Raw genomic sequence first — 21313 nt, 5'->3', positions numbered from 1 at the left:
GTGCATCGAAGGTATGACACAAGAATTCAGGCAAGAATTTGTCAGTATTTGGAACGCTCCGAAACGACCCATCACAGGGCCGTTACTCGGTCTTCAGTCTTTCCAGCGCCGCGTCCGCAGCATCGTAATGTTCCATTTTGATATGGGCGCGGATCATCGCAAGTGCCGCCGTCAACACGGCAATGTCATCGGTAAAGCCGATCACTGCAAAGACGTCAGGCACGACATCCATCGGCATGATGAAATAACCGAGTGCGGCAAACAGAATACCCTTGGCACGAAACGGCGTGCCGGGGTCGATAGCACAGTAATAGGCCGCCGCCGCATCGCGTGCGAAAGGCACTTTGCTGACGACACGCTTGAGCTTGGGCCAGAACTTGGCTCGAACGGTCTTTTCGCGCTCTTCCTGCTTGTCCGGTTCGCCGGGCAGCAGGATTTCACCGATCTTCACGTCATCCATGGTCGTTGGTCCTTTGGTCATAGCCATAATATAGGCTCACCCAAACGCCGTTCAATCGCTTCGCCCCGCAGCCGCCTTCTCCATCGCCGTCGCAAGAAGAATATCACGCTCCGTCACGCCTTGAGAATCATGCGTGGTAAGGCAGACTTTCACCCGCGAATAGACATTCGACCATTCTGGATGATGGTTGAGCTTCTCTGCCGCCAGCGCCGATTCGGTCATAAAGCCGAAGGCCTCGGCAAAATTTGCGAACTTGAATGCCTTCACGATGGCAACGCCGTCCTCGCGCAAAGACCAGCCATCCAACTTCTCAAGTTCGTTGCGGATGGCATCCGCTTCCAGTTTCGCATATGTCATGGTCCAGCCTCCTTTACGAATTCAGATTATGAAACGCACATCGGTCCTTTTTGTTTGCATGGGAAATATCTGCCGCTCGCCTTTGGCAGAGGGAATATTGTCGCACCTTGCCAAAACCAATGGCGTGGAAAACGAACTGACAATCGATTCCGCCGGAACCGGAGGATGGCACGCAGGCAATCCGCCCGATGAGCGCTCGACTGCGATTGCGCATCAGCACGACATCGACATTTCCCAGCAATCGGCCCGGCAGATCAGCGCCGATGATTTCGAAAACTTCGACCTCATCCTCGCCATGGACGAGGACAATCTGGCGCGATTGAAAGCTGCCTGCCCCGCAGAGTTTCGAAACAGGCTGCATCTCTTCGGCAGCTATACGCTCGGCCAGCGCGTTAGCGTGCCCGATCCCTATTATGGCGGTGAGGACGGTTTCGTCACCGTCTACAACATGCTTTTTGCCGGGTGTAGTTCCTTGCTGGAGAAGATGCTGGCAGAGCGCGCCTCGTGAAGCGGGAAGGCTTCCTCAACGATGTAAGGCCCGCCGCCCACCGATTCCTTGGAGGACATCAGCACGAAGCGCCCGACATTGAAGGGCGACGTACGGAAGTCTCCTCGACCGGAAAGATAGTGTACCACATCATCCAGCCGTGCATTTCTCAGCCGCGCGAGCGTTACATGCGGCGTGAATTTGCGGGGATCCGGCGGAAGCCCAAGTCGCTGGCAGATACGCTCGATTTCGCCTTGAAGGGCCGTCATTTCCGGTGATGGAGAGACACCGGCCCAGATGGAGTGGGGTTTCTTCGAACCGAACGATCCCACACCCGTCAGATTGATCTGGAATTCCTCGCGATCGATCTGATCGAGACGATAGACCACTTCATCGGCGGTACGCCCGTCGATGTCTCCGATAAATCTGAGGGTGATGTGATAATTCTCCACGTCAATCCACCGGGCTCCCGGCAGACCACCGCGCAACAATGAAAGGCTCATCGCCGCATTGCGCGGAATTTCGAGGGCGGTAAACAGTCTCGGCATGGCGAGCTCCCCGAATCTCTTGGCAGAACAAGGATAGCGAATCACGCAACGCTCTCAGGCGCAAGCGCTTATTTTTTTTGCTCACTGATAGTCTTAACGAAGGCCTCCACGGTTGGTAACGACTTCTCCACCATCAGGGCGACGCCCTGGGTATTGGGGTGCATCCTGTCCTCAAGCTGCAGCTTTTGATCCAGCACGACGCCATCCAGAAAGAAGGGATAGAGCGGCAAGCCGTGCTTTTGGGCGAGATTTTCATAGATCGGGTCGAAGCGCTTGGCGTAATCATCGCCCATATTCGGCGGAGCCATGATGCCGACGAGAAGAACCGGAATGTTGCGCTTCTTGAAACCATCGATAATGGCTTCAAGATTCTTTTCAGTGTCGGCAGGGGAAATACCGCGCAGTGCATCATTTGCACCCAACTCTAGAATGACACCGTCGGTTCCATCCGGGACCGACCACTCCGCACGCGCCAGCCCGCCGGAGCTCGTATCGCCGGAAACACCCGCATTGGTTATGGTGACGTTTACGCCCCTGGCCTTGAGAACCGTTTCCAGCTGGGCGGTGTAACTATCGCTCGGCGGCAGCTGGTATCCCGCCATCAGACTGTCGCCCAGTCCGACAAGCTGTAACGGTTTATCCTGAGCCTGCGCAAAGGATGCGGAAAGAAGCACCGAACAAATGACGATGAAGTGAGCGGCAACGGCTTTAAAACTCATACCAGCCTTCCTAATTTGTGAGCCAATCTTGAAGGTTTCGCCAGAAATCCCGATTGCTCTTTTCTCTATATAGGAACGCCGAACGTGACGAAAAGCATCATCAAGCTGAATAAGGCCGATCTGACCCTGGGCAATGCAGCAGCTTCCGTTCATGTTCTAAAGACCATCGACCTTACCATTTCGGAGGGCGAAGCAGTCGGTATCGTTGGGCCTTCAGGCTCCGGCAAGTCCACCCTGCTGATGGTTCTGGCTGGCCTGGAAAGGCTCGATAGCGGTGAGATCACGATTGCGGGAACGGAACTTCACAAGCTTGGCGAGGACGCTCTGGCCGATTTTCGCGGCAAGAATATCGGCATAGTCTTCCAGTCGTTTCACCTGATCGCCAATATGACCGCTCTGGAGAACGTGGCCGTTCCTCTGGAACTCGCCAATGTGCCCAATGCCTTCGAAATTGCCGAGCGGGAACTGACTGCTGTCGGCCTCGGTCAACGTCTCAACCACTATCCGGGGCAGCTATCCGGCGGTGAGCAGCAGCGCGTGGCGATTGCCCGGGCGCTCGCGCCCTCGCCTGCCGTGCTGATTGCCGACGAGCCGACGGGCAACCTCGACACAGATACCGGCAAGCAGATTGCCGACCTCCTGTTTTCCAAGCAGGCAGAGCGCGGCATGACGATGATCCTCGTCACGCACGACACGTCGCTTGCTGCCCGATGCTCTCGCCAGATCAAGGTTCGCTCCGGGGAAATAGAGGGAGATAGCGGACTGACCGCCGCCGCCAAGCAGGCGGTGGTGGCATGATCCCTTCACCCCTGCACATTAAAAATGCGCTGCGGCTGGCGCGTCGTGAAATTCGTGGAGGCCTCAGCGGCTTTTACATCTTCCTTGCCTGTATCGCGCTTGGCACGGGCGCCATTGCGGCGGTCAATTCGGTTTCCAAAGCCGTTACCAGCGCCATCGCTAGCGAAGGCCAGTCGATCCTTGCGGGCGATGTCCGCTTCGAATTGCGCAACCGCGAGGCACCCGCCGAGGAGCGCGCCTATATCGACGGGCTGGGTCAAGTCGCGCTGTCGGACGGCCTCCGCTCCATGGCACGACTTGAGGATGGCTCGCAGCAAACGCTGGCAGAGGTCAAGGCAGTCGATAACGCCTATCCGCTCTATGGCAATTTCGTATCCGATCCCGCCCTGCCCCTGCCGCAACTCCTGGCGAAACAGGGCGAAAGCTTCGGCGCCGTCGCCGCACCCATGCTGCTTGAGCGCCTTGGCATCAAGATCGGCGATGAACTGCTTCTGGGCAATGCGCGCCTCAAACTCATGGGGACGATTGTCACCGAACCGGATGCGCTGTCGGATGGCTTCGGTTTTGCCCCGCGCCTTCTTCTCAGCCGCGGTGCGCTGGCCGCGTCTGGCCTCATCCAGACGGGCAGTCTGGTGGAACATGCCTATAAGGTGCGCCTGAACGATCCCGCCAAGCGCGCGACGATCATTGCCGATACGAACCGCGAATTTCCCAATGCAGGCTGGTCGATCAGAACAAGCGACCGGGCAGCACCCTCGCTGACCGAAAACGTCAATCGCTTCTCCCAGTTTCTGACCCTCGTCGGCCTTACGGCCCTTATCGTCGGCGGTGTCGGTGTTGCCAATGCCGTGCGGGCCTTTCTGGATTCCAAGCGCACCACGATTGCCTCGTTGAAGTGCCTCGGCGCGCCGGCCAGCGTCGTAACGATGACCTATCTGTTCCAGATCGCCTTCATTGCCTGCGTCGGCATTGCCATCGGCCTGACGCTCGGTGCCATTGCCCCGCTTATCGCCATGCAGTTTCTCGAAGGCGTTCTTCCGGTTCCGAAGGAGCTGGCCTTCTATCCTTCCGCGCTTTCACTGGCGGCGATCTTCGGTCTCCTCACCACGCTTGCTTTCGCAATTCTGCCACTCGGGCAGGCGCGTGAAGTTCCGGCGACCGCTCTCTTTCGCGAGCAGGGCTTTGAGGAAAACAAGCTGCCATCCTGGCCTTATCTTGCCGCAACCGCGGCCCTGCTTGCCGCTCTCGCAGGATTGGCAATTTTCTCCGCGGAAGATCGCTTCATCGCCTCGGTTTTCCTTGCGGCAATCGCTTTTGCATTCGTCGTTCTGCGCCTTGTTGCATGGGGCATCAAGGCGATTGCCAAACGCAGTCCCCGCGTTCATTCCGCAGCCGTGCGCCTTGCCATCGGCAATATCCATCGGCCCGGCGCGCTAACGCCCTCCGTCGTTCTTTCGCTGGGCCTTGGCCTTACCCTGCTTGTCACACTGACGCTCATCGATGGCAATCTTCGCCGGGAGTTGACGGCCACCCTGCCGGAGCGGGCGCCCAACTTCTTCTTTGTCGATATTCAGGGTAACGAGCGCGATGGCTTTCGAGACCTCGTCAAACGCGAGGCACCGGAAGGCACGTTGACGGAAGTGCCCATGCTGCGCGGAAGAATTCTGGCGTTGAACGGTCAGGATGTCAGCAAGATGGACGTTCCCTCGTCAGGTCGGTGGGTCTTGCGCGGAGATCGCGGCATCACCTATGCGCAGGACCTGCCAGACAATGCCAAGCTGACCCAAGGAAGCTGGTGGGACAAGGATTACACCGGTGAACCGCTCGTTTCTTTCGCTGCCGAGGAGGCGGGCGAGCTTGGGCTCAAGATCGGCGACACCGTTACCGTCAACGTTCTTGGCCGCAGCATAACGGCCAAAATTGCCAATCTGCGCGACGTTCAGTGGCAATCGCTTTCCATAAACTTCGTCATGGTCTTCTCCCCCAACACCTTCCGCGGCGCACCGCATGCCTGGCTCGCGACCCTTGCAGACCCCTCCGCCACGCCCGCACAGGAAGGCGAAATCCTTAGAAGCGTTACCAACGCCTATCCGACGATTACCAGCGTTCGCGTAAAAGACGCGCTCGATGTCGTGGACCGGCTTGTCGGTCAGCTTGCAACGGCCATCCGAGCCGCAGCGGCAGTCGCGCTTGTCGCCTCCGTTCTCGTGCTGGCGGGAGCGCTCGCCGCCGGAAACCGCGCGCGCACCCACGACGCCGTCATTCTCAAGACGCTTGGTGGAACGCGCTCCATGCTGATCCGCGCCTTCTCCTATGAATATATGATGCTGGGGCTCGCCACCGCTGTCTTCGCTCTTTTTGCCGGAGGCGTCTCGGCATGGTTCGTGATTGCCCGTATCATGAAACTGCCGTCCAGCTTCCTGCCGGACGTCGCAATCGGTACACTTGTCGTTGCACTGGTAATGACGGTCGGCATCGGTCTCATCGGCACATGGCGCATTCTCGGCCAGAAGGCCGCCCCGGTTCTTCGACAGGCCGGAGAATAACCTGCGCAAGAGGCCAAAGGCGCTACGACCGGAAAAGTTGTGCGCCACTTAACTTTTGCGATTAAATCTTGGTAATGATCCCAAAAACGTTATCGCTTTTCGCGCATACGGTGTTTTTTCGCCGTTTGAAGGTCTTGTAACTGCGATGGGATCGTCTCATATTCTTCGATAGGCTTGCTGTAGCTCCGCAGCGGCGCCTGGGATATACTCCGCGAGACGGTCATATCCCGACACCGTAGGTATTTCGGAGCTCAAAAGAGGAAACAATGGCTGACTTCAACAACTACCAGAACCGCATGGCCCAGGGCCGTGTACAATCTGGTGCGATGATCGATGAAGGTCTTCGCTCCTACATGCTGAGGGTTTATAACCTCATGGCGCTTGCACTGGTCATTACCGGTGTGGCTTCGTTCGGCACATATACTCTGGCGGTTTCCAATCCAGCATTCGCACAGCTTCTCTATGCGTCCCCGCTGCGTTGGGTCGTCATGTTCGCCCCGCTGGCACTGGTATTCTTCCTTAGCTTCCGCATTCAGAAGATGAGCGTTCCCGCAGCGCAGGCGACCTTCTGGGGCTACGCCGCCCTGATGGGTATCTCGCTGTCGTCCATCTTCCTGGTCTTCACCGGCCAGAGCATCGTTCAGACGTTCTTCATCACCGCTGCTTCCTTCGGCGCGCTGTCGCTTTACGGCTACACGACGAAGAAGGACCTGTCGGGCATGGGTTCGTTCCTGATCATGGGTCTCTTCGGCCTGATCATCGCGTCGATCGTCAACATCTTCCTGCAGTCTTCTGCAATGGGCTTTGCGATCTCCGCAATCGGTGTTCTGATCTTCGCAGGCCTGACGGCCTACGACACCCAGAAGATCAAGGAAATGTACTTCGATGGTGACGACGTCGTGGTTGCCGGCCGCAAGGCCATCATGGGCGCCCTGACCCTTTACCTCGACTTCATCAACCTGTTCATGTTCCTTCTTCAGTTCCTCGGAAACCGGGACGACTAATAGTCTGGAACATCACATGCGAAAGGCGGCCAATGGCCGCCTTTTTTGTATCCCTACATCGCTACACTCTCGACTGGGTCAATCGACCAGCTTCAGCACCTTGTCGAAAACCCGCAGCACCTGCGGCAATTCGTGGCCGCGCTTCAGAATGCGGCCATCCGTGTTGATTACGCAGTAAGCGCCCTGCTTGGCGGCCAGCTTGGGATTCTTCTCGATCCTGAAAAGCGGCATTTCGCCGGAGCGCTTGAATACGGAAAAGACTGCCTTGTCCTTCATATGGTCGATGGCATAATCGCGCCATTCACCCTCGCCCACCATGCGCCCATAGATGCGCAAAATGGCATCCAGCTCCCGCCGGTGAAACGTGACCGGCAGTGGGTCCTTGCTCTGTTTATATTCCCGGAGATCGACGACTGTTGAGCCTTCCCGTGGTGAAGAATGTGCACGGTGCAAATCCGGCTGATCGGTCATCAGGCAACCTCGCTCAACTGCTTATGACGTTTGCAAGACAGTCTGTCCCTGCCCGGCTGAAATTGCAAGCCCGCATATCGCGCCGAAAAAACCAGAATGGCGGTAATAATTTAGGCAGGTCAGAAAGGTGCAAATGCCGTATTTCGGACAAATCATGGCCCGAATTCGATGGAATATTGCTATTGTCAATTGATGCCTAGGCACCAAGATGACCCGGTCCGGTGCATTGACCCTTTACCCCCAGCCCCCAATGCCCGGACCGGATCTCCCCCAGCTTTCGCAGGGAACTTCACTCACTCAGCTTGCATCAGAACATTCGCGCCGACGATGGCCGAAGGGTTGCCCGATGCATCCGTAGTCTGCAGAAGAACTGCGCATCCGCCCGATTTCGCCTTGCTCATCACACTGGCAGGAAGTTTGACGGTCATCGCAGTGCCATCCCACATGCTGACGGTCTGAACGTCGTAGACGCTGTGCCAGTAGGAAATCTTCTTACCCTGATTTTCGCCCTTCTGGACGTCGACCACCTGCTCGCGCGTGAAATAGGCCACCACGACATCGGCCTTGCCTTGTCCGGCACCGATATCGATTTCGATTTCATCGCCGACGCGCTTGGTGTCCACGGGAACGTTGAGCCCCTCGCCCGCCTGTTTGAAGTCATCAAGGCGCTTGTAGATCGACTGGAGGTCCGCACCCTTCACATGGTCGCGCCCGTTCACCACCGCCTGCGGCGTATAGACATTGTTGCGACCGAGCGCTTTGGCGTAACCATATTGCCGCTCGGTATTTTCTTTGGAGGCGAGCGAATCCGCCCAACCTAGATAATTCCAGTAATCGACATGGTAGGACAAGCCAACGACATCGCCGTTCTGAATGAGCTTGCGCAATGTGGCATCAGCAGGCGGGCACGATGCACAGCCTTGCGATGTGAAGAGTTCGACAACGCCTTTCAGTTTTTCCTGCGCGTAAGCGGAATGCCCGAACAGCACGCCAAGCACGCATAGCGAAAGACCGACCGTCCGAGGTCTGTTTCTGAAAAGCCCTGATATCGGCGGCCGAAATTTCTGCGGCATTTACGAGAACCCTTGTCTGGATGCCAATCCAGACCATTGATGCAATCAATCTATGTCGGGACGCAAGGCGGAAAATAGCCCCGAAGCTTGTTCAAGAGAAAGTCACGATGGGGTGAGGGTGATCACATTAGATCACGCTGCAATAGCTGAGCTGTGCGCGTCTCAGGCTAAACCACCGCACGCAAAAACGCCGGGATAGCTCCCGGCGTTTTTTGTCGTCAAATGAATGATCAGGCAGCCAGATCGCGAAGAACGGTCTGGAGAATGCCGCCATTGTTCATGTAGGTCACTTCGTCCAGCGTATCGATGCGGCAAAGAAGCGGAACTTCCTTCACCGTGCCGTCGCCGTAAGTGATCTTGGCAATCTTGGTTTCGCGCGGCTTGATATCGCCTTCGAGACCTTCGATGGTGACGGTTTCGTCGCCCTTCAGGTTAAGGCTGGCCCAGGTCGTGCCTTCAGGCAGCGTGAACGGAACGACACCCATGCCGACGAGGTTCGAGCGGTGAATACGCTCGAAGGACTGCGAGATGACGGCCTTTACGCCGAGCAGGTTGGTGCCCTTCGCCGCCCAGTCACGGGAAGAACCGTTGCCATATTCAACGCCTGCAAAGATGACGAGCGGAACGCCCTCTTCCTTGTACTTCATGGCGGCGTCGTAAATCGACATCTCTTCCTTAGATGGATAATGGATGGTGTAACCACCTTCCTTACCGTTCGGCCCAAGCATGTGGTTGCGGATGCGGATATTGGCGAAGGTGCCGCGCATCATGACTTCATGGTTGCCACGGCGTGTGCCGTACTGGTTGAAGTCCGCAACGGCCACGCCGTTGTCCGTCAGATATTCACCAGCCGGGGAAGCAGCCTTGATCGAACCGGCCGGAGAAATGTGGTCGGTGGTGATCTTGTCGCCGAAGAGACCGAGGACGCGCGCGCCCTTGATATCCTTGAGACCGGAGCCGCTCTTGCCCATGCCAACGAAGTAAGGCGGGTTCTGAACGTAAGTGGACTGATCGTCCCAGGCGTAGGTCTGACCCGCCGGAACCTGAACAGCCTGCCAGTTTTCGTCGCCCTTGAACACGTCCGCATATTTGGTTTCGAACAGTTCGCGGGTCACGTATTTCTGGATGAACTCCTGCACTTCCGCAGAAGAAGGCCAGATGTCCTTCAGGTAGACAGGGTTGCCGTCACGGTCTTCACCGAGCGGTTCCTTGGTCAGGTCGGCCTGAACCGTACCGGCCAGAGCATAAGCAACGACCAGCGGCGGAGAAGCGAGGTAGTTCGCCTGAACGTCAGGAGAGATACGGCCTTCGAAGTTACGGTTGCCGGAAAGAACGCCAGCCGTGATCAGACCCTTGTCGTTGATCGTCTTGGAAATCGGCGCAGGCAGCGGGCCGGAGTTACCGATGCAGGTCGTGCAGCCGAAACCGACCAGGTTGAAGCCGAGAGCGTCGAGTTCCTTCTGGAGACCGGATTTCTCGAGATATTCACCAACGACCTGAGATCCAGGTGCAAGCGAGGTCTTCACCCACGGCTTGGACTTCAGGCCCTTGGCAACCGCGTTACGGGCCAGAAGACCGGCAGCGATCAGAACCGATGGGTTGGAAGTGTTGGTGCAGGAGGTGATGGCGGCAATTGCCACATCGCCGTGACCCAGATCGTAGCTTTCGCCTTCAACCGCGTAACGGTTGCTCAGCTGACCCGGCTTCTTGTAGTCGTTTTCGAGAGCCGTCGCGAAGTTGGGCGCGATGGTTTCGAGCGGCAGGCGGCCTTCCGGACGCTTCGGGCCAGCCATGGACGGTACGACGTCGCCGAGATCCAGTTCCAGCGTGTCGGTGAAGACGAGCTGCGAACCGTCATTGTCACGCCACATGCCCTGAGCCTTGGAATAGGCTTCGACCAGTGCGATACGGTCCTTGGTGCGACCGGACATGTTGAGATAGCCGACGGTTGCTGCATCGACCGGGAAGAAGCCGCAGGTCGCGCCATATTCCGGGCCCATGTTGCCGATGGTTGCACGGTCTGCAACAGGCAGCGTGTCGAGGCCGGGACCGAAGAACTCTACGAACTTGGAAACGACGCCCTTCTTGCGCAGCATCTGAACGACGGTCAGAACGAGGTCGGTCGCGGTGACGCCTTCCTTCAGCGTGCCCGTCAGCTTGAAGCCGACGACTTCCGGCAGAAGCATGGAGACCGGCTGGCCGAGCATGGCAGCTTCGGCTTCGATACCGCCAACGCCCCAGCCCAGAACGCCGAGGCCGTTGATCATGGTCGTGTGGCTGTCGGTGCCGACGCATGTATCCGGATAAGCGGTTGTCTCGCCATCCTCATCCTTCGTCCAGACGGTCTGGCCGAGATATTCGAAGTTCACCTGGTGACAGATGCCGGTGCCCGGAGGAACGACGCGGAAGTTCTTGAACGCCTGCTGGCCCCACTTCAGGAAGCGGTAGCGCTCACCGTTGCGCTGGTATTCCAGCTCCACGTTGCGGGCAAATGCGTTCGGATTGCCGAATTCGTCGACGATGACCGAGTGGTCGATGACGAGATCGACGGGAACGAGCGGGTTGATCTTTTCAGGATCGCCACCGAGTGCCTTGATGCCGTCGCGCATGGCGGCGAGGTCGACAACTGCCGGAACGCCGGTGAAGTCCTGCATCAGAACGCGTGCGGGGCGATAAGCGATTTCAGCTTCCTTGAGACCCTTGTTCTCCAGCCATGCAGCAACGGCTTCGATGTCCGACTTCGTTACCGAACGGCCATCTTCGTTGCGCAGAAGGTTTTCGAGGAGAACCTTCATGGAGTACGGCAGGTTGGCGACGCCCTTCAGGCCGTTCGCTTCCGCCTTCGGAAGGCTGTAATAGACATAGTCCTTACCATCGACGGTGAGAACTGAACGACAATTGAAACTGTCGAGAGATTTAGCCACGGTTATAAACCCCGCTTCCTCTGATAGCCAACACGCGCGTGCGGACACCTATGCACTATCATGCACATCAGGATGCGGGTACGGTCATTTCCGCTGTCCGCACGAGAGGTTGCTTGTCACAACCTGCAGGTCCGGCGCTATATGATGATCACGCCGACCGCTGGCGTGGTTGAGACCCATATAGATAATTTCCCCGAAACGTGCCAGACCAACAGACGACCTAAATCGATTTTTTTTCGATCGAGATGATTAAAATCTTAAACGAGGCCAGAGAGTGCATTTGATAGCAGAAAATCTTGGCGCCAGACGGGGCGAGGATTTTATATTCATGAATGTTTCCCTCCAGTTAACTAATGGAGAAGCACTGCTTCTGACTGGACCGAACGGCTCTGGAAAATCCACCCTTTTGCGCGTCATTGCAGGCCTCATGACCGCTGAACGCGGCACCGTAAAGATAGCCGGCAAAGGAGTTGAACAGGGCGCTCGTCCCGCAGAGGCCAGCCACTATCTCGGCCACCGCAATGCCATGAAGCAGGAACTCACGGTCAACGAAAACCTGTCTTTCTGGAAGAGTTTTCTGGGCAATTTCAATGCAGGTCATGCGCTTTCGGTCGAAGAAGCCGCCGAGGTCGTCGGGCTCTCCGGCATCACGCACCTGCCCTTCGGCTATCTTTCCGCTGGCCAGCAGCGGCGATTCGCAATGGCCAAGCTGCTTGTCGCGTGGCGACCAATCTGGATACTGGATGAACCGACGGCGGCACTCGATGCGCAGGCAGACCAGATGTTCACCGGGCTGGTCAAAGAGCATCTCGGCCGAGGCGGCATGGTCATCGCGGCAACCCATCAGCCGCTCGGGCTGGACAATGCGAAGGCTTTGCGCATGACCGGCTTCGCAGGCGTGGAGGGCATCTGGGAATGATGACTCTTTTCTTGCGCGATCTGAAGCTCTCCATCCGTGCAGGCGGAGGTGCGCTCATCGGCGTTCTGTTCTTCATGACGGTCGTTGCCGTCATTCCTTTCGGCGTTGGGCCAGACCTCAATCTCCTGTCGCGGATAGGACCGGCCATTGTCTGGATCGGTGCGCTTCTTGCTGCGCTGCTGGGTCTTGACCGGCTGTTTCAGGCCGAGCGGGACGATGGTTCGCTCGACCTCATTCTGATGCACGAAAACCCGCTGGTTCTGACCGTCTTCATCAAATGCCTGGCTCACTGGGCCGCCACAAGCCTGCCGCTGGTCATCGCATCTCCTCTTCTCGGGCTCTTCATGAATATGGGTGAGGTGGCAATCGGCGCGGTGATGTTGACGCTCCTTGTCGGAACCCCTGCCCTCACATTCATCGGCGCAGTGGGCGCGGCAGTTGCGGTTGCCTTGCCGCGCGGGGGATTGCTGGTTTCGATCCTCGTTCTGCCACTCGCCATTCCCGTTCTCATCTTCGGCGTAAGCGCGTCTTATGCTGCGGTCCAGGATCCCGCGCCGTTTCTGCCGCCCTTCATGATCCTTGCGGCGATCACGCTCTTTTCATCGGTAATTGGCCCCTTCTTCGCAGCTTTGGCGCTGCGCAGTTCCACGGATTGATAAGGATCAATTGCCGAGGCTCCTTCCTCATTGTAGAAAGGCCAAGCTTCAGGTCAGAAAGACGCCATGAACGATACGAGCCTTGCAATCAAGAAATTCAGCGATCTCGCCAATCCCACCCGGTTTCTGGCACTGACCGCACGCATTCTGCCCTGGCTGGCAGCGCTGTCTGCGCTCTGTCTGCTGGCAGGTCTCTATCTGTCTTTCACGACGGAAGGCGATTATCAGCAGGGCAACACCGTGCGCATCATGTATGTGCACGTCCCAGCCGCATGGCTTTCGATGATGTGCTACACCGTCATGGCGCTTTCGGCCATCGGCACGCTGGTCTGGCGGCATCCACTGGCCGATGTCAGCCACAAGGCGGCAGCCCCCATCGGTGCCGCCTTCACCCTGATTGCGCTCATCACCGGTTCGCTCTGGGGCAAACCCATGTGGGGAACATGGTGGGTGTGGGATGCGCGGCTCACCTCCGTTTTCATTCTTTTTCTGATGTATCTCGGCCTCATCGCCTTCAATAAGGCGATGGACGATCCATCCAAGGCAGCGCGCGTCAGCGCCGTGCTCATCCTCGTCGGTTTCGTCAATATCCCGATCATCAAGTTCTCGGTGGAATGGTGGAACACGCTGCATCAACCCGCCAGCGTCATGCGCATGGATGGCCCGGCAATCGACCCGGAATTCCTCTGGCCGCTTCTGACCATGGCGATTGGCTTCACGCTTCTGTTCTTCACACTGCATGTGGCCGCCATGCGAAATGAGATCCTGCGCAGACGCATCGCCGCGCAACGCCGTCTGGCCGCGCGCGTTGCGGGAAGAGGGGCATGACACCATGAGTCACACATTCTACATCGGCATGTCCTACGCCATGACCGGGCTCATCGTCACCGCACTGATTGCCTGGGTCTGGCTTGATGGGCGCGCCCGCATGAGAGAAATCGCGCAACTGGAAGCCTCTGGCATCCGCCGTCGCTCCAGACCGGCAAAATCAGAGGCGCCATCCGCATGACTGATAAGGATGCCTCCGCCCGCCCTGCATCGCGGGGTCGATCACGCTATGTCCTGGCGCTTCTGCCCCTGCTGGTTTTCGCAGGCTTCGCTGCCGTTGCAGCCAAGATGCTTTACGAGCAGGACGTCAACGGCCTCGATGTCAGCGCCATTCCCTCGGCATTGATCGGCACCAAGGCGCCTTCTCTGGCGTTGCCGCCTTTGGAAGGCGCTAATGTTCCGCCCCTGACCGATACGGCGATCAAGGGCAAGCTGACGCTGGTGAACGTCTTTGCATCCTGGTGCGTCCCCTGCAGGCAGGAACATCCGATGCTGAAGGAGCTGTCAAAGGATGAGCGGCTCAATATCGTCGGCATCAATTACAAGGATAAATCCGACAACGCCCTTCGTTTTCTCGGAGAGCTCGGAAACCCTTACGCCGCCATCGGCATCGATCCGAACGGCAAGGCTGCTATCGACTGGGGCGTTTATGGCATTCCGGAAACCTATCTCGTCGGACCGGATGGCACCATCATTTACAAGAAAGTCGGCCCAATCGACGCTGCGACCTATGATCGCGAACTGATTCCGGCAATCGAAAAAGCGATAGCAGGCGACTGATCAGCCGCCCGGAAGCGCGCTCTGCCATTCCTTGATCGCATCGAGCGGCCAGACAAGCATGACCACGTTCAGCGTCAGATTGTCTCGAATGAGCCAACCGGTGAAAATCTCGAAGAATATGGCGATCAGAAACGTCAGCCAGACAGGAACGCGCGCGGCAAAAAGGAAGCCGAGCGCCATGAAGACCGTATCCATCGCCGAATTCAGGATGCTGTCGCCGCTATAGCCAAGCGCCATGGTAGCGGTGCGGTAACGGTCTATGATGATCGGCGAATTTTCCAGAATTTCCCAGGCAGCTTCCACCAGAACGGCAGCGGAAAGCCGGAAGGACAGTGGCTTTGTGCGAAACAGCAGCCAGGCGAACCAGTAGAACAGGAAGCCGTGGATGATGTGGGAAGGCGTGTACCAGTCTGCGATGTGCTGGGAATTGCCCGGCGTATTCACGCCCGGCTCGAACAGTTTCACATAGCCGCATTCGCAGATCGGAACGCGGCCCATCGCATAGAGAATAACGGTCTGCAAAAGCAGCAGCCCCGCCGCGACACCGAACCATTTGAGCGAGGACGAACGGGAGGCAGGCAGTTCTGCAAGTGTCATTTCTCGTCCTTGTTCAATGGCTCGAGCGAGTGGCGCATGACGAGCGGCATCTGCGCCATGGTGAAGATGATGGTGATGGGCATGGTGCCCCAAACCTTGAAGGCAACCCAGTTATCGGTGCTAAAATTGCGCCAGACGACTTCGTTCAGCACTGCCAGAAACAGGAAGAAGATACCCCAGCGCAGCGTCAGCTTGCGCCAGCCCTCATCCGTCAGCTTGAAGGCGGAATTGAAGACATAACCGAGCAAAGACTGGCCGAAGAAAAGCCCGCCCAGCAGGATGACGCCGAATAGCGTGTTGACGATGGTCGGCTTCATCTTGATGAAGGTGTCGTTTTGCAGATAGAGCGTCAGCGCGCCAAAAACGAAAACGACGATGCCAGAGATCAGCGGCATGATCGGCAGGGTGCGCGTGAGTATCCAGGAAACCGAGAGCGCCAGCGCCGTAGCGATCATGAAAAGACCGGTGGCAATGAAGATCGGCCCGCCGAATTCGTGCAGCACAGGCAGCTTTTCAGCCAGCCACTCGCCCCGGGAATTGGCGAAAAAGAAGACCACGAGCGGCCCGAGTTCGAGCGTGAATTTCAGAAGCGGGCTGATTTCCCGCACCATCTTTTCGCTTTCGCGCTGATTGCTTTCCACGTCCATACTCAAACTCCTGCAATCGCTTTGGCGAAATCGTCCGCTTCGAAGGGCTCCAGATCGTCCACGCCTTCGCCGACGCCGATGAAATAGACCGGCAGCTTATGCTTGGCAGCGATGGCAACGAGGATACCGCCGCGCGCCGTGCCATCCAATTTTGTCATAATCAGGCCCGAGACCCCGGCAACGTTGCGGAAAATCTCCACCTGATTCATGGCGTTCTGCCCGGTCGTCGCATCCAGAGTCTGAAGCACGGTGTGCGGCGCCTCGGGATCGAGCTTGGTGAGAACACGCACGATCTTTTCCAGCTCCGCCATCAGCTCCGTCTTGTTCTGGAGACGACCAGCGGTGTCGATGATCAGGACATCGCTCTTCTTTGCCCGCGCCTGTTCATAGGCATCGTAAGCGAGACCCGCCGCATCCGCCCCAAGCTTGGTGCCGATGAATTCGGAGCCGGTGCGATCCGCCCAGATTTTCAGCTGCTCGATGGCGGCCGCACGGAACGTATCGCCCGCCGCCAGCATGACCTTCAGGCCGGAGCCCGAAAGCTTGGCCGCAAGCTTGCCGATGGTCGTGGTCTTGCCCGTGCCATTGACACCAACGACGAGGATGACATGTGGCTTGTGCGAAAGATCGAGCTCCAGCGGCTTGGCGACCGGCGTCAGAACCTTGGTGATTTCCGCCGCCATGATCTTGGCCACGTCTTCGCCGCTTACATCCTTGCCATAACGTTCGGACGACAATGCGCCGGTAATGCGCATGGCGGTCTCGACACCCAGATCGGACTGGATCAGCAGATCTTCCAGCTCATCCAGCGTGTCGTCATCCAGCTTGCGCTTGGTGAACAGCGCCGAAATCTGGCTCGTCAGCTGCGATGAGGTACGCGCGAGACCGGCACGCAGGCGCTGGAACCATGTCAGCTTAGCTTGAGGGGCGGCCTCGACGGGCTCAACGCGATCCGCAGCGGACGAGAAGCCCTTTGGCAGAGCAGCCGGAACGGCAGAGGCACCCAAGACTTCCGGCTCTTCGTCGACAGCTTCGGCCTCATCCAGCAGATCGTCCATCGCGGTTTCATCGAGCGGCGCGTCCGGCGAGACCTCATCGTCGGTAACGCCATCGACCGCCTCCCCGGCGGCAGCTTCCGCCTCCAGAAGCGACAGCGGCACCATGCCGATATCTCCGACTTGGTCGGCACCGGGCAGAAGCGGAGCATCCTCGTCTCCTGCTACTACAGGCTGAGCGACATCATCGGCAGCATCGGACGCCGGACCACCGGCAGTTTCCATCTCGATGTTGGAAACAGGGTCTTCGGCGGGCAGCGTATGGGCTTCGGCTTCGCTCAAAGCCTCTTCGAAGGAACTGCGCTCTTCCTGATGAAGCGTGGCCTCTTCACCCTCGGGCTTATCGGTTTCGGCCTTGTCCTTGCCGAACGAAAAGACTTTTTTGATGAAGCCGAGGGCCATGACTGTTCCGTCTCTTAATTCTTCAGGCCGCTTGCGCCGTCAGACATTGCATTTTCAAGTGCTTACCGTTGTGACCCGTAATCACAACCCGCGCAAGAGTGCGCGGCGCAAGATCGGGTACAGCGACAAGGGTAAAGTTGTCCGTATGGGCAAAACCGTTGTTTTCAACCAGTATTGTCTGCTCGCTACCCACCATCGCGCCTAAGTGATTAACGCGCAGAACCTCTCCGCGTTCACGCAGTTTTGCCGCCCGCTCCTTGACCAAGGCTCGATTCAGTTGCGGCATGCGGGCAGCAGGTGTTCCGGGGCGCGGGCTGTAGGGGAAGACGTGAAGGCTGGAAATGCCGCATTCCTCCGCAAGCGTCGCCGCATTCTCCGCCATTTCATCGGTTTCCGTGGGGAAACCTGCAATCATGTCCGCACCGAAAGCGATATCGGGACGCAGAGCCCGGACATCGCGACAGAAGCGAATGGCATCGTCGCGCAAATGGCGGCGCTTCATGCGTTTCAGGATCATGTCATCGCCATGCTGAAGCGACAGATGCAGATGCGGCATGAAGCGCTCTTCATCCGCAATCAAATCCATCAAATGCCTGTCCGCCTCGATGCTATCGATGGAGGACAGCCGAAGCCGCAAAATATCCGGCACCTGCTTCAGCAGTGTTTTTGCCAGATACCCCAGCGAAGGTTCGCCCGGCAAATCTGCGCCGTAGCTCGTCGCATCGACCCCGGTCAGCACGATTTCGCGATAACCGCTTTCCGTCAGCTTGCGCGCCTGCTCGACAACGGCCCCCATGGGAACCGAGCGGGAATTGCCGCGACCATAGGGAATGATGCAGAAGGTGCAGCGATGGTCGCAACCATTCTGCACCTGAATGAAGGCCCGCACATGCCCATCGATGTGCTTCACCATCTGCGGCGCGGTGGCCTTCACGCTCATGATGTCGTTGACGCGAAGCTTTTCTTCCGCGGACACGCCAAAATCCGGCAATGCACGATAGGAGGTGCTTTTCAGCTTCTCCTCATTGCCCAACACGGCGTCCACTTCCGGCATATCGGCAAAAGTCTGCTTTTCCGTCTGGGCGGCACAACCGGTGACGATGATGCGCGCATGCGGATTGTCGCGCCGCGCACGGCGAATGGCCTGACGTGCCTGCCGCACGGCTTCGCCCGTCACGGCGCAGGTATTGACCAGCACGGCATTGTTCAGCCCTGCCTTCTCGGCCTCGGCCCGCATCACTTCCGATTCATAGGTGTTGAGGCGACAGCCGAAGGTTATGACCTCGACACCGCTCATAAGGCCTCCTGCTGAGCCTCTGCATCGCGCGCCCAGCTGCCCGTGACAGGATCGACGCGCCCGGCCCATTCCCATTCGGCAGGCCCTGTCATGATGACGTGATTATTCTCGCGCCATTCGATGGTCAGCGGAATGCGAACCGGGCTGGAAGCAACGTCGATTTCAACAATGCGACCCGTTCGGCCGGTTCTTGCCGCAGAAACAGCGGCGGCACAGGCAGCCGAGCCGCAGGCAAGCGTCAGACCTGCGCCACGCTCGAATGTGCGGGTACGCAAGGCGCTATCGGAAATGACCTGCGCCAGCGTGATATTGGCCTTTTCCGGAAACATGGGATGGCTTTCGAGCAGCGGCCCCATCCGCTCCAGATCGAACTCCATGGGATCGCAGTCCACCCAGAAAACGGCATGCGGATTGCCCATGGACATAGCTGCAGGCGAATGGAGGATCGGGTTATCGATTGGCCCGATCTGCAATTCGATGCGGCTGGTATCGTGAAACTCTTCCGACAACGGAATGTCGCTCCAGCGAAAACGCGGCGTCCCCATATCGACGGAAATCATGCCGTCTTCATTCTCGGTGGCATTCAGAATGCCCGCCACGGTCTGGAAGGTGAAAGCCTTTTTGCCGGTCTCGGACGCCAGCGCCTGTACGACACAACGCGTGCCGTTGCCACAGGCCTGAGCCTTGGTGCCATCGCAATTCAAGATATCGATATAGGCATCCGTACCATCGACGCGTGGATCGTGGATCGCCATGATCTGATCGAAAGCGGTGTCTGCATCCGCGTTCAAGGCGATAGCCGCCTGCGGCGTCACCATGTCTTTACGGCCACGCATATCGACAACAAGGATCTTGTTGCCAAGCCCGTTCATCTTCGCGAATTCAACCGTCTGCGTCATGATATTGAACCTGTTCGAGATCAGCGGAGCATTTCTCCCGCATTTTGCCTCTATATGGCGGAATTGCGAGAGGATTACCACCCGCCAGCCAGAAACAAAACACCCCCGGAGCGATCCGAGGGTGCAGAGTTTCTCAAGCGAAATCGCTATTTACTGCCACTCGCGCACATCGACGAAGTGGCCGGCAATGGCAGCGGCAGCCGCCATAGCGGGTGAGACCAGATGCGTGCGGCTCTTGTAACCCTGACGGCCTTCGAAGTTGCGGTTCGAGGTCGAGGCGCAGCGCTCGCCCGGTGCCAGACGGTCGTCATTCATGGCAAGGCACATGGAACAGCCCGGCTCACGCCATTCGAAACCGGCCTCGAGGAAAATCTTGTCCAGACCTTCCTTTTCCGCCTGCTCCTTCACAAGGCCGGAGCCCGGAACGATCATGGCAGACACGGTCGGTGCAACCTTGCGGCCTTCCACGATCTTTGCGGCAGCGCGCAGATCCTCGATACGGCCATTGGTGCAGGAACCGATGAAGACGCGGTCGATGGCGATATCCGTCATCTTGGTACCCGGCTTCAAGCCCATATAATCCAGCGCACGCCATTTGGAATTGCGTTTGTTCTCTTCGCCGATGTCTTCGGGGTCGGGAACAATGCCCTGAACCGACACCACATCTTCCGGCGAAGATCCCCAGGAAACGATGGGGGGCAAGTTGGCTGCATCCAGCACCACAACCTTGTCGTAATGCGCGCCCTCATCGGACTTCAGCGTCTTCCAGTAGGCGATTGCCTGCTCCAGCGTCTCGCCCTTCGGCGCGCGTGGCTTGTCCTTGATGTAGTCGAAAGTCGTTTCGTCAGGCGCGATCAGACCCGCGCGCGCACCGCCCTCGATCGTCATGTTACAGACCGTCATGCGGCCTTCCATGGAGAGCGAGCGGATCGCTTCACCAGCAAACTCGATGACGTGGCCCGTACCGCCAGCGGTGCCGATTTCACCGATGATGGCAAGAATGATGTCCTTGGCGGTCACGCCGTCCGGAATTTTGCCATCGACACGCACCAGCATGTTCTTGGCCTTCTTCTGGATCAGCGTCTGCGTTGCCAAAACGTGCTCCACCTCGGAGGTACCGATACCGTGCGCCAAGGCGCCGAAAGCCCCGTGGGTGGAAGTGTGGCTGTCGCCGCAGACGATGGTCATGCCCGGCAGCGTGAAGCCCTGCTCGGGGCCAACGATGTGGACGATGCCCTGACGCTTGTCGCGCTCTGAATAGTATTCGAGGCCGAATTCCTTGGCGTTCTGCGCCAGCGCTTCGACCTGAATACGGCTTTCTTCGTTCTTGATGCCTTCCAGACGGTCGGCGGTGGTCGGTACGTTATGGTCCACCACGGCCAGCGTGCGGGTGGGCGAATGAACGGGACGACCGGCCATACGCAGGCCTTCGAAAGCCTGCGGCGACGTCACCTCATGCACCAGGTGACGGTCGATGTAGAGAAGACAGGTTCCATCTGGATCGCGGTTGACGACGTGATCATCCCAGATTTTATCATACAGAGTACGCGGTGCGCTCATGGCTTTATCCATTCGATTTTTTGAAAACAGGAATTGGGTCTTGGAATAAAGGCTGACAGCCTTATCAGGCCATCAGGCGAACGTAAGTCGGCTGTTGAGCGCCCCGGCGATGCGCGCGAAAAAGCGTGCCGGCAGACGCTTGTGGTCCTGCAACACGAAAACATTTTGCGCGAGACATCCGAATTTCGATCCCATGGCGGATGTCATAGCAGATCGGCATTTTCTCGGCAACATACATCCGCACGCGTGTCGGCGCGAAGACAGGTGAGTGACCAGCTTCGGAAAT

The 21313-nt window shown here is 58.0% G+C and carries 22 protein-coding genes; 9 read left to right on the top strand and 13 right to left on the bottom strand.

The annotated features are described in order from the left end of the window. Window positions 1-82: 82 nt before the first annotated feature. Window positions 83-460: a YkvA family protein gene (locus tag CFBP5473_RS02020; RefSeq protein WP_027673642.1), complete on the bottom strand. Its 378-nt coding sequence runs from the start codon at window positions 458-460 to the stop codon at window positions 83-85. 51 nt (window positions 461-511) lie between these two features. Continuing rightward, a complete protein-coding gene (locus tag CFBP5473_RS02015) occupies window positions 512-817 on the bottom strand; it encodes a 4a-hydroxytetrahydrobiopterin dehydratase (RefSeq protein WP_027673641.1) in 306 nt (101 codons plus the stop codon). Window positions 818-845: 28 nt separating this feature from the next. Between CFBP5473_RS02015 and CFBP5473_RS02010 the strand changes: the two genes are divergently transcribed. Next, window positions 846-1325, top strand: coding sequence for a low molecular weight protein-tyrosine-phosphatase (locus CFBP5473_RS02010; protein WP_084631422.1), 480 nt, complete (start codon window positions 846-848; stop codon window positions 1323-1325). Here the strand turns inward: CFBP5473_RS02010 and thpR are convergent. Beyond that, complete coding sequence (gene thpR / locus CFBP5473_RS02005; RefSeq protein ID WP_027673639.1) at window positions 1259-1852, bottom strand: RNA 2',3'-cyclic phosphodiesterase; 594 nt, start codon at window positions 1850-1852, stop codon at window positions 1259-1261. The genes CFBP5473_RS02010 and thpR overlap by 67 nt on opposite strands. Before the next feature lie 68 nt (window positions 1853-1920). Next, a complete protein-coding gene (locus tag CFBP5473_RS02000; RefSeq protein WP_027673638.1) occupies window positions 1921-2571 on the bottom strand; it encodes an arylesterase in 651 nt (216 codons plus the stop codon). Window positions 2572-2655: 84 nt separating this feature from the next. Between CFBP5473_RS02000 and CFBP5473_RS01995 the strand changes: the two genes are divergently transcribed. From CFBP5473_RS01995 to CFBP5473_RS01985, 3 genes are all read left to right on the top strand, one after another. Then, window positions 2656-3369 carry an ABC transporter ATP-binding protein gene (locus CFBP5473_RS01995; protein ID WP_027673637.1) on the top strand — a complete coding sequence of 238 codons (714 nt, stop codon included), beginning with the start codon at window positions 2656-2658 and terminating at the stop codon, window positions 3367-3369. Beyond that, window positions 3366-5915 (top strand): ABC transporter permease, encoded by a 2550-nt coding sequence (locus CFBP5473_RS01990; RefSeq protein WP_027673636.1) that lies wholly within the window; start codon window positions 3366-3368, stop codon window positions 5913-5915. The genes CFBP5473_RS01995 and CFBP5473_RS01990 overlap by 4 nt, the downstream gene beginning before the upstream one ends. A 266-nt stretch (window positions 5916-6181) precedes the next feature. Further along, complete coding sequence (locus tag CFBP5473_RS01985) at window positions 6182-6919, top strand: Bax inhibitor-1/YccA family protein (RefSeq protein ID WP_027673635.1); 738 nt, start codon at window positions 6182-6184, stop codon at window positions 6917-6919. Between the two features lie 78 nt (window positions 6920-6997). Here CFBP5473_RS01985 and CFBP5473_RS01980 read toward each other — a convergent pair whose 3' ends face one another. The 3 genes from CFBP5473_RS01980 to acnA form a co-directional block, all read right to left on the bottom strand. Beyond that, a complete protein-coding gene (locus tag CFBP5473_RS01980) occupies window positions 6998-7390 on the bottom strand; it encodes a DUF2794 domain-containing protein (RefSeq protein ID WP_027673634.1) in 393 nt (130 codons plus the stop codon). Window positions 7391-7683: 293 nt separating this feature from the next. Next, the gene (locus CFBP5473_RS01975; RefSeq protein WP_084631418.1) at window positions 7684-8463 is read right to left on the bottom strand and encodes a DUF1223 domain-containing protein; all 780 of its coding nucleotides are present in this window, start codon (window positions 8461-8463) and stop codon (window positions 7684-7686) included. Between the two features lie 230 nt (window positions 8464-8693). Continuing rightward, window positions 8694-11387 (bottom strand): aconitate hydratase AcnA, encoded by a 2694-nt coding sequence (gene acnA / locus CFBP5473_RS01970; RefSeq protein WP_027673632.1) that lies wholly within the window; start codon window positions 11385-11387, stop codon window positions 8694-8696. Between the two features lie 274 nt (window positions 11388-11661). Between acnA and ccmA the strand changes: the two genes are divergently transcribed. From ccmA to CFBP5473_RS01945, 5 genes are all read left to right on the top strand, one after another. Next, entirely contained in the window at window positions 11662-12306 is a 645-nt protein-coding gene (gene ccmA / locus CFBP5473_RS01965) for a heme ABC exporter ATP-binding protein CcmA (protein ID WP_027673631.1), read from the top strand. Then, entirely contained in the window at window positions 12303-12962 is a 660-nt protein-coding gene (gene ccmB / locus CFBP5473_RS01960; protein WP_027673630.1) for a heme exporter protein CcmB, read from the top strand. Before ccmA ends, ccmB begins: the two co-directional genes overlap by 4 nt. A 66-nt stretch (window positions 12963-13028) precedes the next feature. Beyond that, entirely contained in the window at window positions 13029-13790 is a 762-nt protein-coding gene (locus CFBP5473_RS01955) for a heme ABC transporter permease (RefSeq protein WP_027673629.1), read from the top strand. 4 nt (window positions 13791-13794) lie between these two features. Beyond that, a complete protein-coding gene (gene ccmD, locus CFBP5473_RS01950) occupies window positions 13795-13971 on the top strand; it encodes a heme exporter protein CcmD (RefSeq protein ID WP_027673628.1) in 177 nt (58 codons plus the stop codon). Further along, window positions 13968-14570, top strand: coding sequence for a DsbE family thiol:disulfide interchange protein (locus CFBP5473_RS01945; protein ID WP_027673627.1), 603 nt, complete (start codon window positions 13968-13970; stop codon window positions 14568-14570). The genes ccmD and CFBP5473_RS01945 overlap by 4 nt, the downstream gene beginning before the upstream one ends. Here CFBP5473_RS01945 and CFBP5473_RS01940 read toward each other — a convergent pair whose 3' ends face one another. The 6 genes from CFBP5473_RS01940 to leuC all read right to left on the bottom strand — a co-directional run bounded on the left by CFBP5473_RS01940 (window position 14571) and on the right by leuC (window position 21027). Beyond that, a complete protein-coding gene (locus CFBP5473_RS01940) occupies window positions 14571-15167 on the bottom strand; it encodes a DUF2585 domain-containing protein (RefSeq protein ID WP_027673626.1) in 597 nt (198 codons plus the stop codon). It lies immediately after the preceding gene. Further along, complete coding sequence (locus CFBP5473_RS01935) at window positions 15164-15814, bottom strand: septation protein A (protein WP_027673625.1); 651 nt, start codon at window positions 15812-15814, stop codon at window positions 15164-15166. Before CFBP5473_RS01935 ends, CFBP5473_RS01940 begins: the two co-directional genes overlap by 4 nt. 2 nt (window positions 15815-15816) lie before the next feature. Beyond that, entirely contained in the window at window positions 15817-17271 is a 1455-nt protein-coding gene (gene ftsY / locus CFBP5473_RS01930) for a signal recognition particle-docking protein FtsY (protein WP_027673624.1), read from the bottom strand. 22 nt (window positions 17272-17293) lie between these two features. Beyond that, window positions 17294-18568, bottom strand: a complete 1275-nt coding sequence (gene mtaB, locus CFBP5473_RS01925) for a tRNA (N(6)-L-threonylcarbamoyladenosine(37)-C(2))-methylthiotransferase MtaB (protein ID WP_027673623.1) — start codon at window positions 18566-18568, stop codon at window positions 17294-17296. Further along, entirely contained in the window at window positions 18565-19467 is a 903-nt protein-coding gene (dapF, locus tag CFBP5473_RS01920) for a diaminopimelate epimerase (protein WP_027673622.1), read from the bottom strand. Before dapF ends, mtaB begins: the two co-directional genes overlap by 4 nt. Window positions 19468-19617: 150 nt before the next feature. Beyond that, on the bottom strand, window positions 19618-21027 hold the full coding sequence (leuC, locus tag CFBP5473_RS01915; RefSeq protein WP_027673621.1) for a 3-isopropylmalate dehydratase large subunit: 1410 nt from the start codon (window positions 21025-21027) through the stop codon (window positions 19618-19620). Window positions 21028-21313 lie beyond the last annotated feature (286 nt).

The sequence above is a fragment of the Agrobacterium larrymoorei genome, assembly GCF_005145045.1.
Lineage (GTDB): Bacteria > Pseudomonadota > Alphaproteobacteria > Rhizobiales > Rhizobiaceae > Agrobacterium > Agrobacterium larrymoorei.
This window is presented reverse-complemented; position numbering and strand designations above follow the sequence as displayed.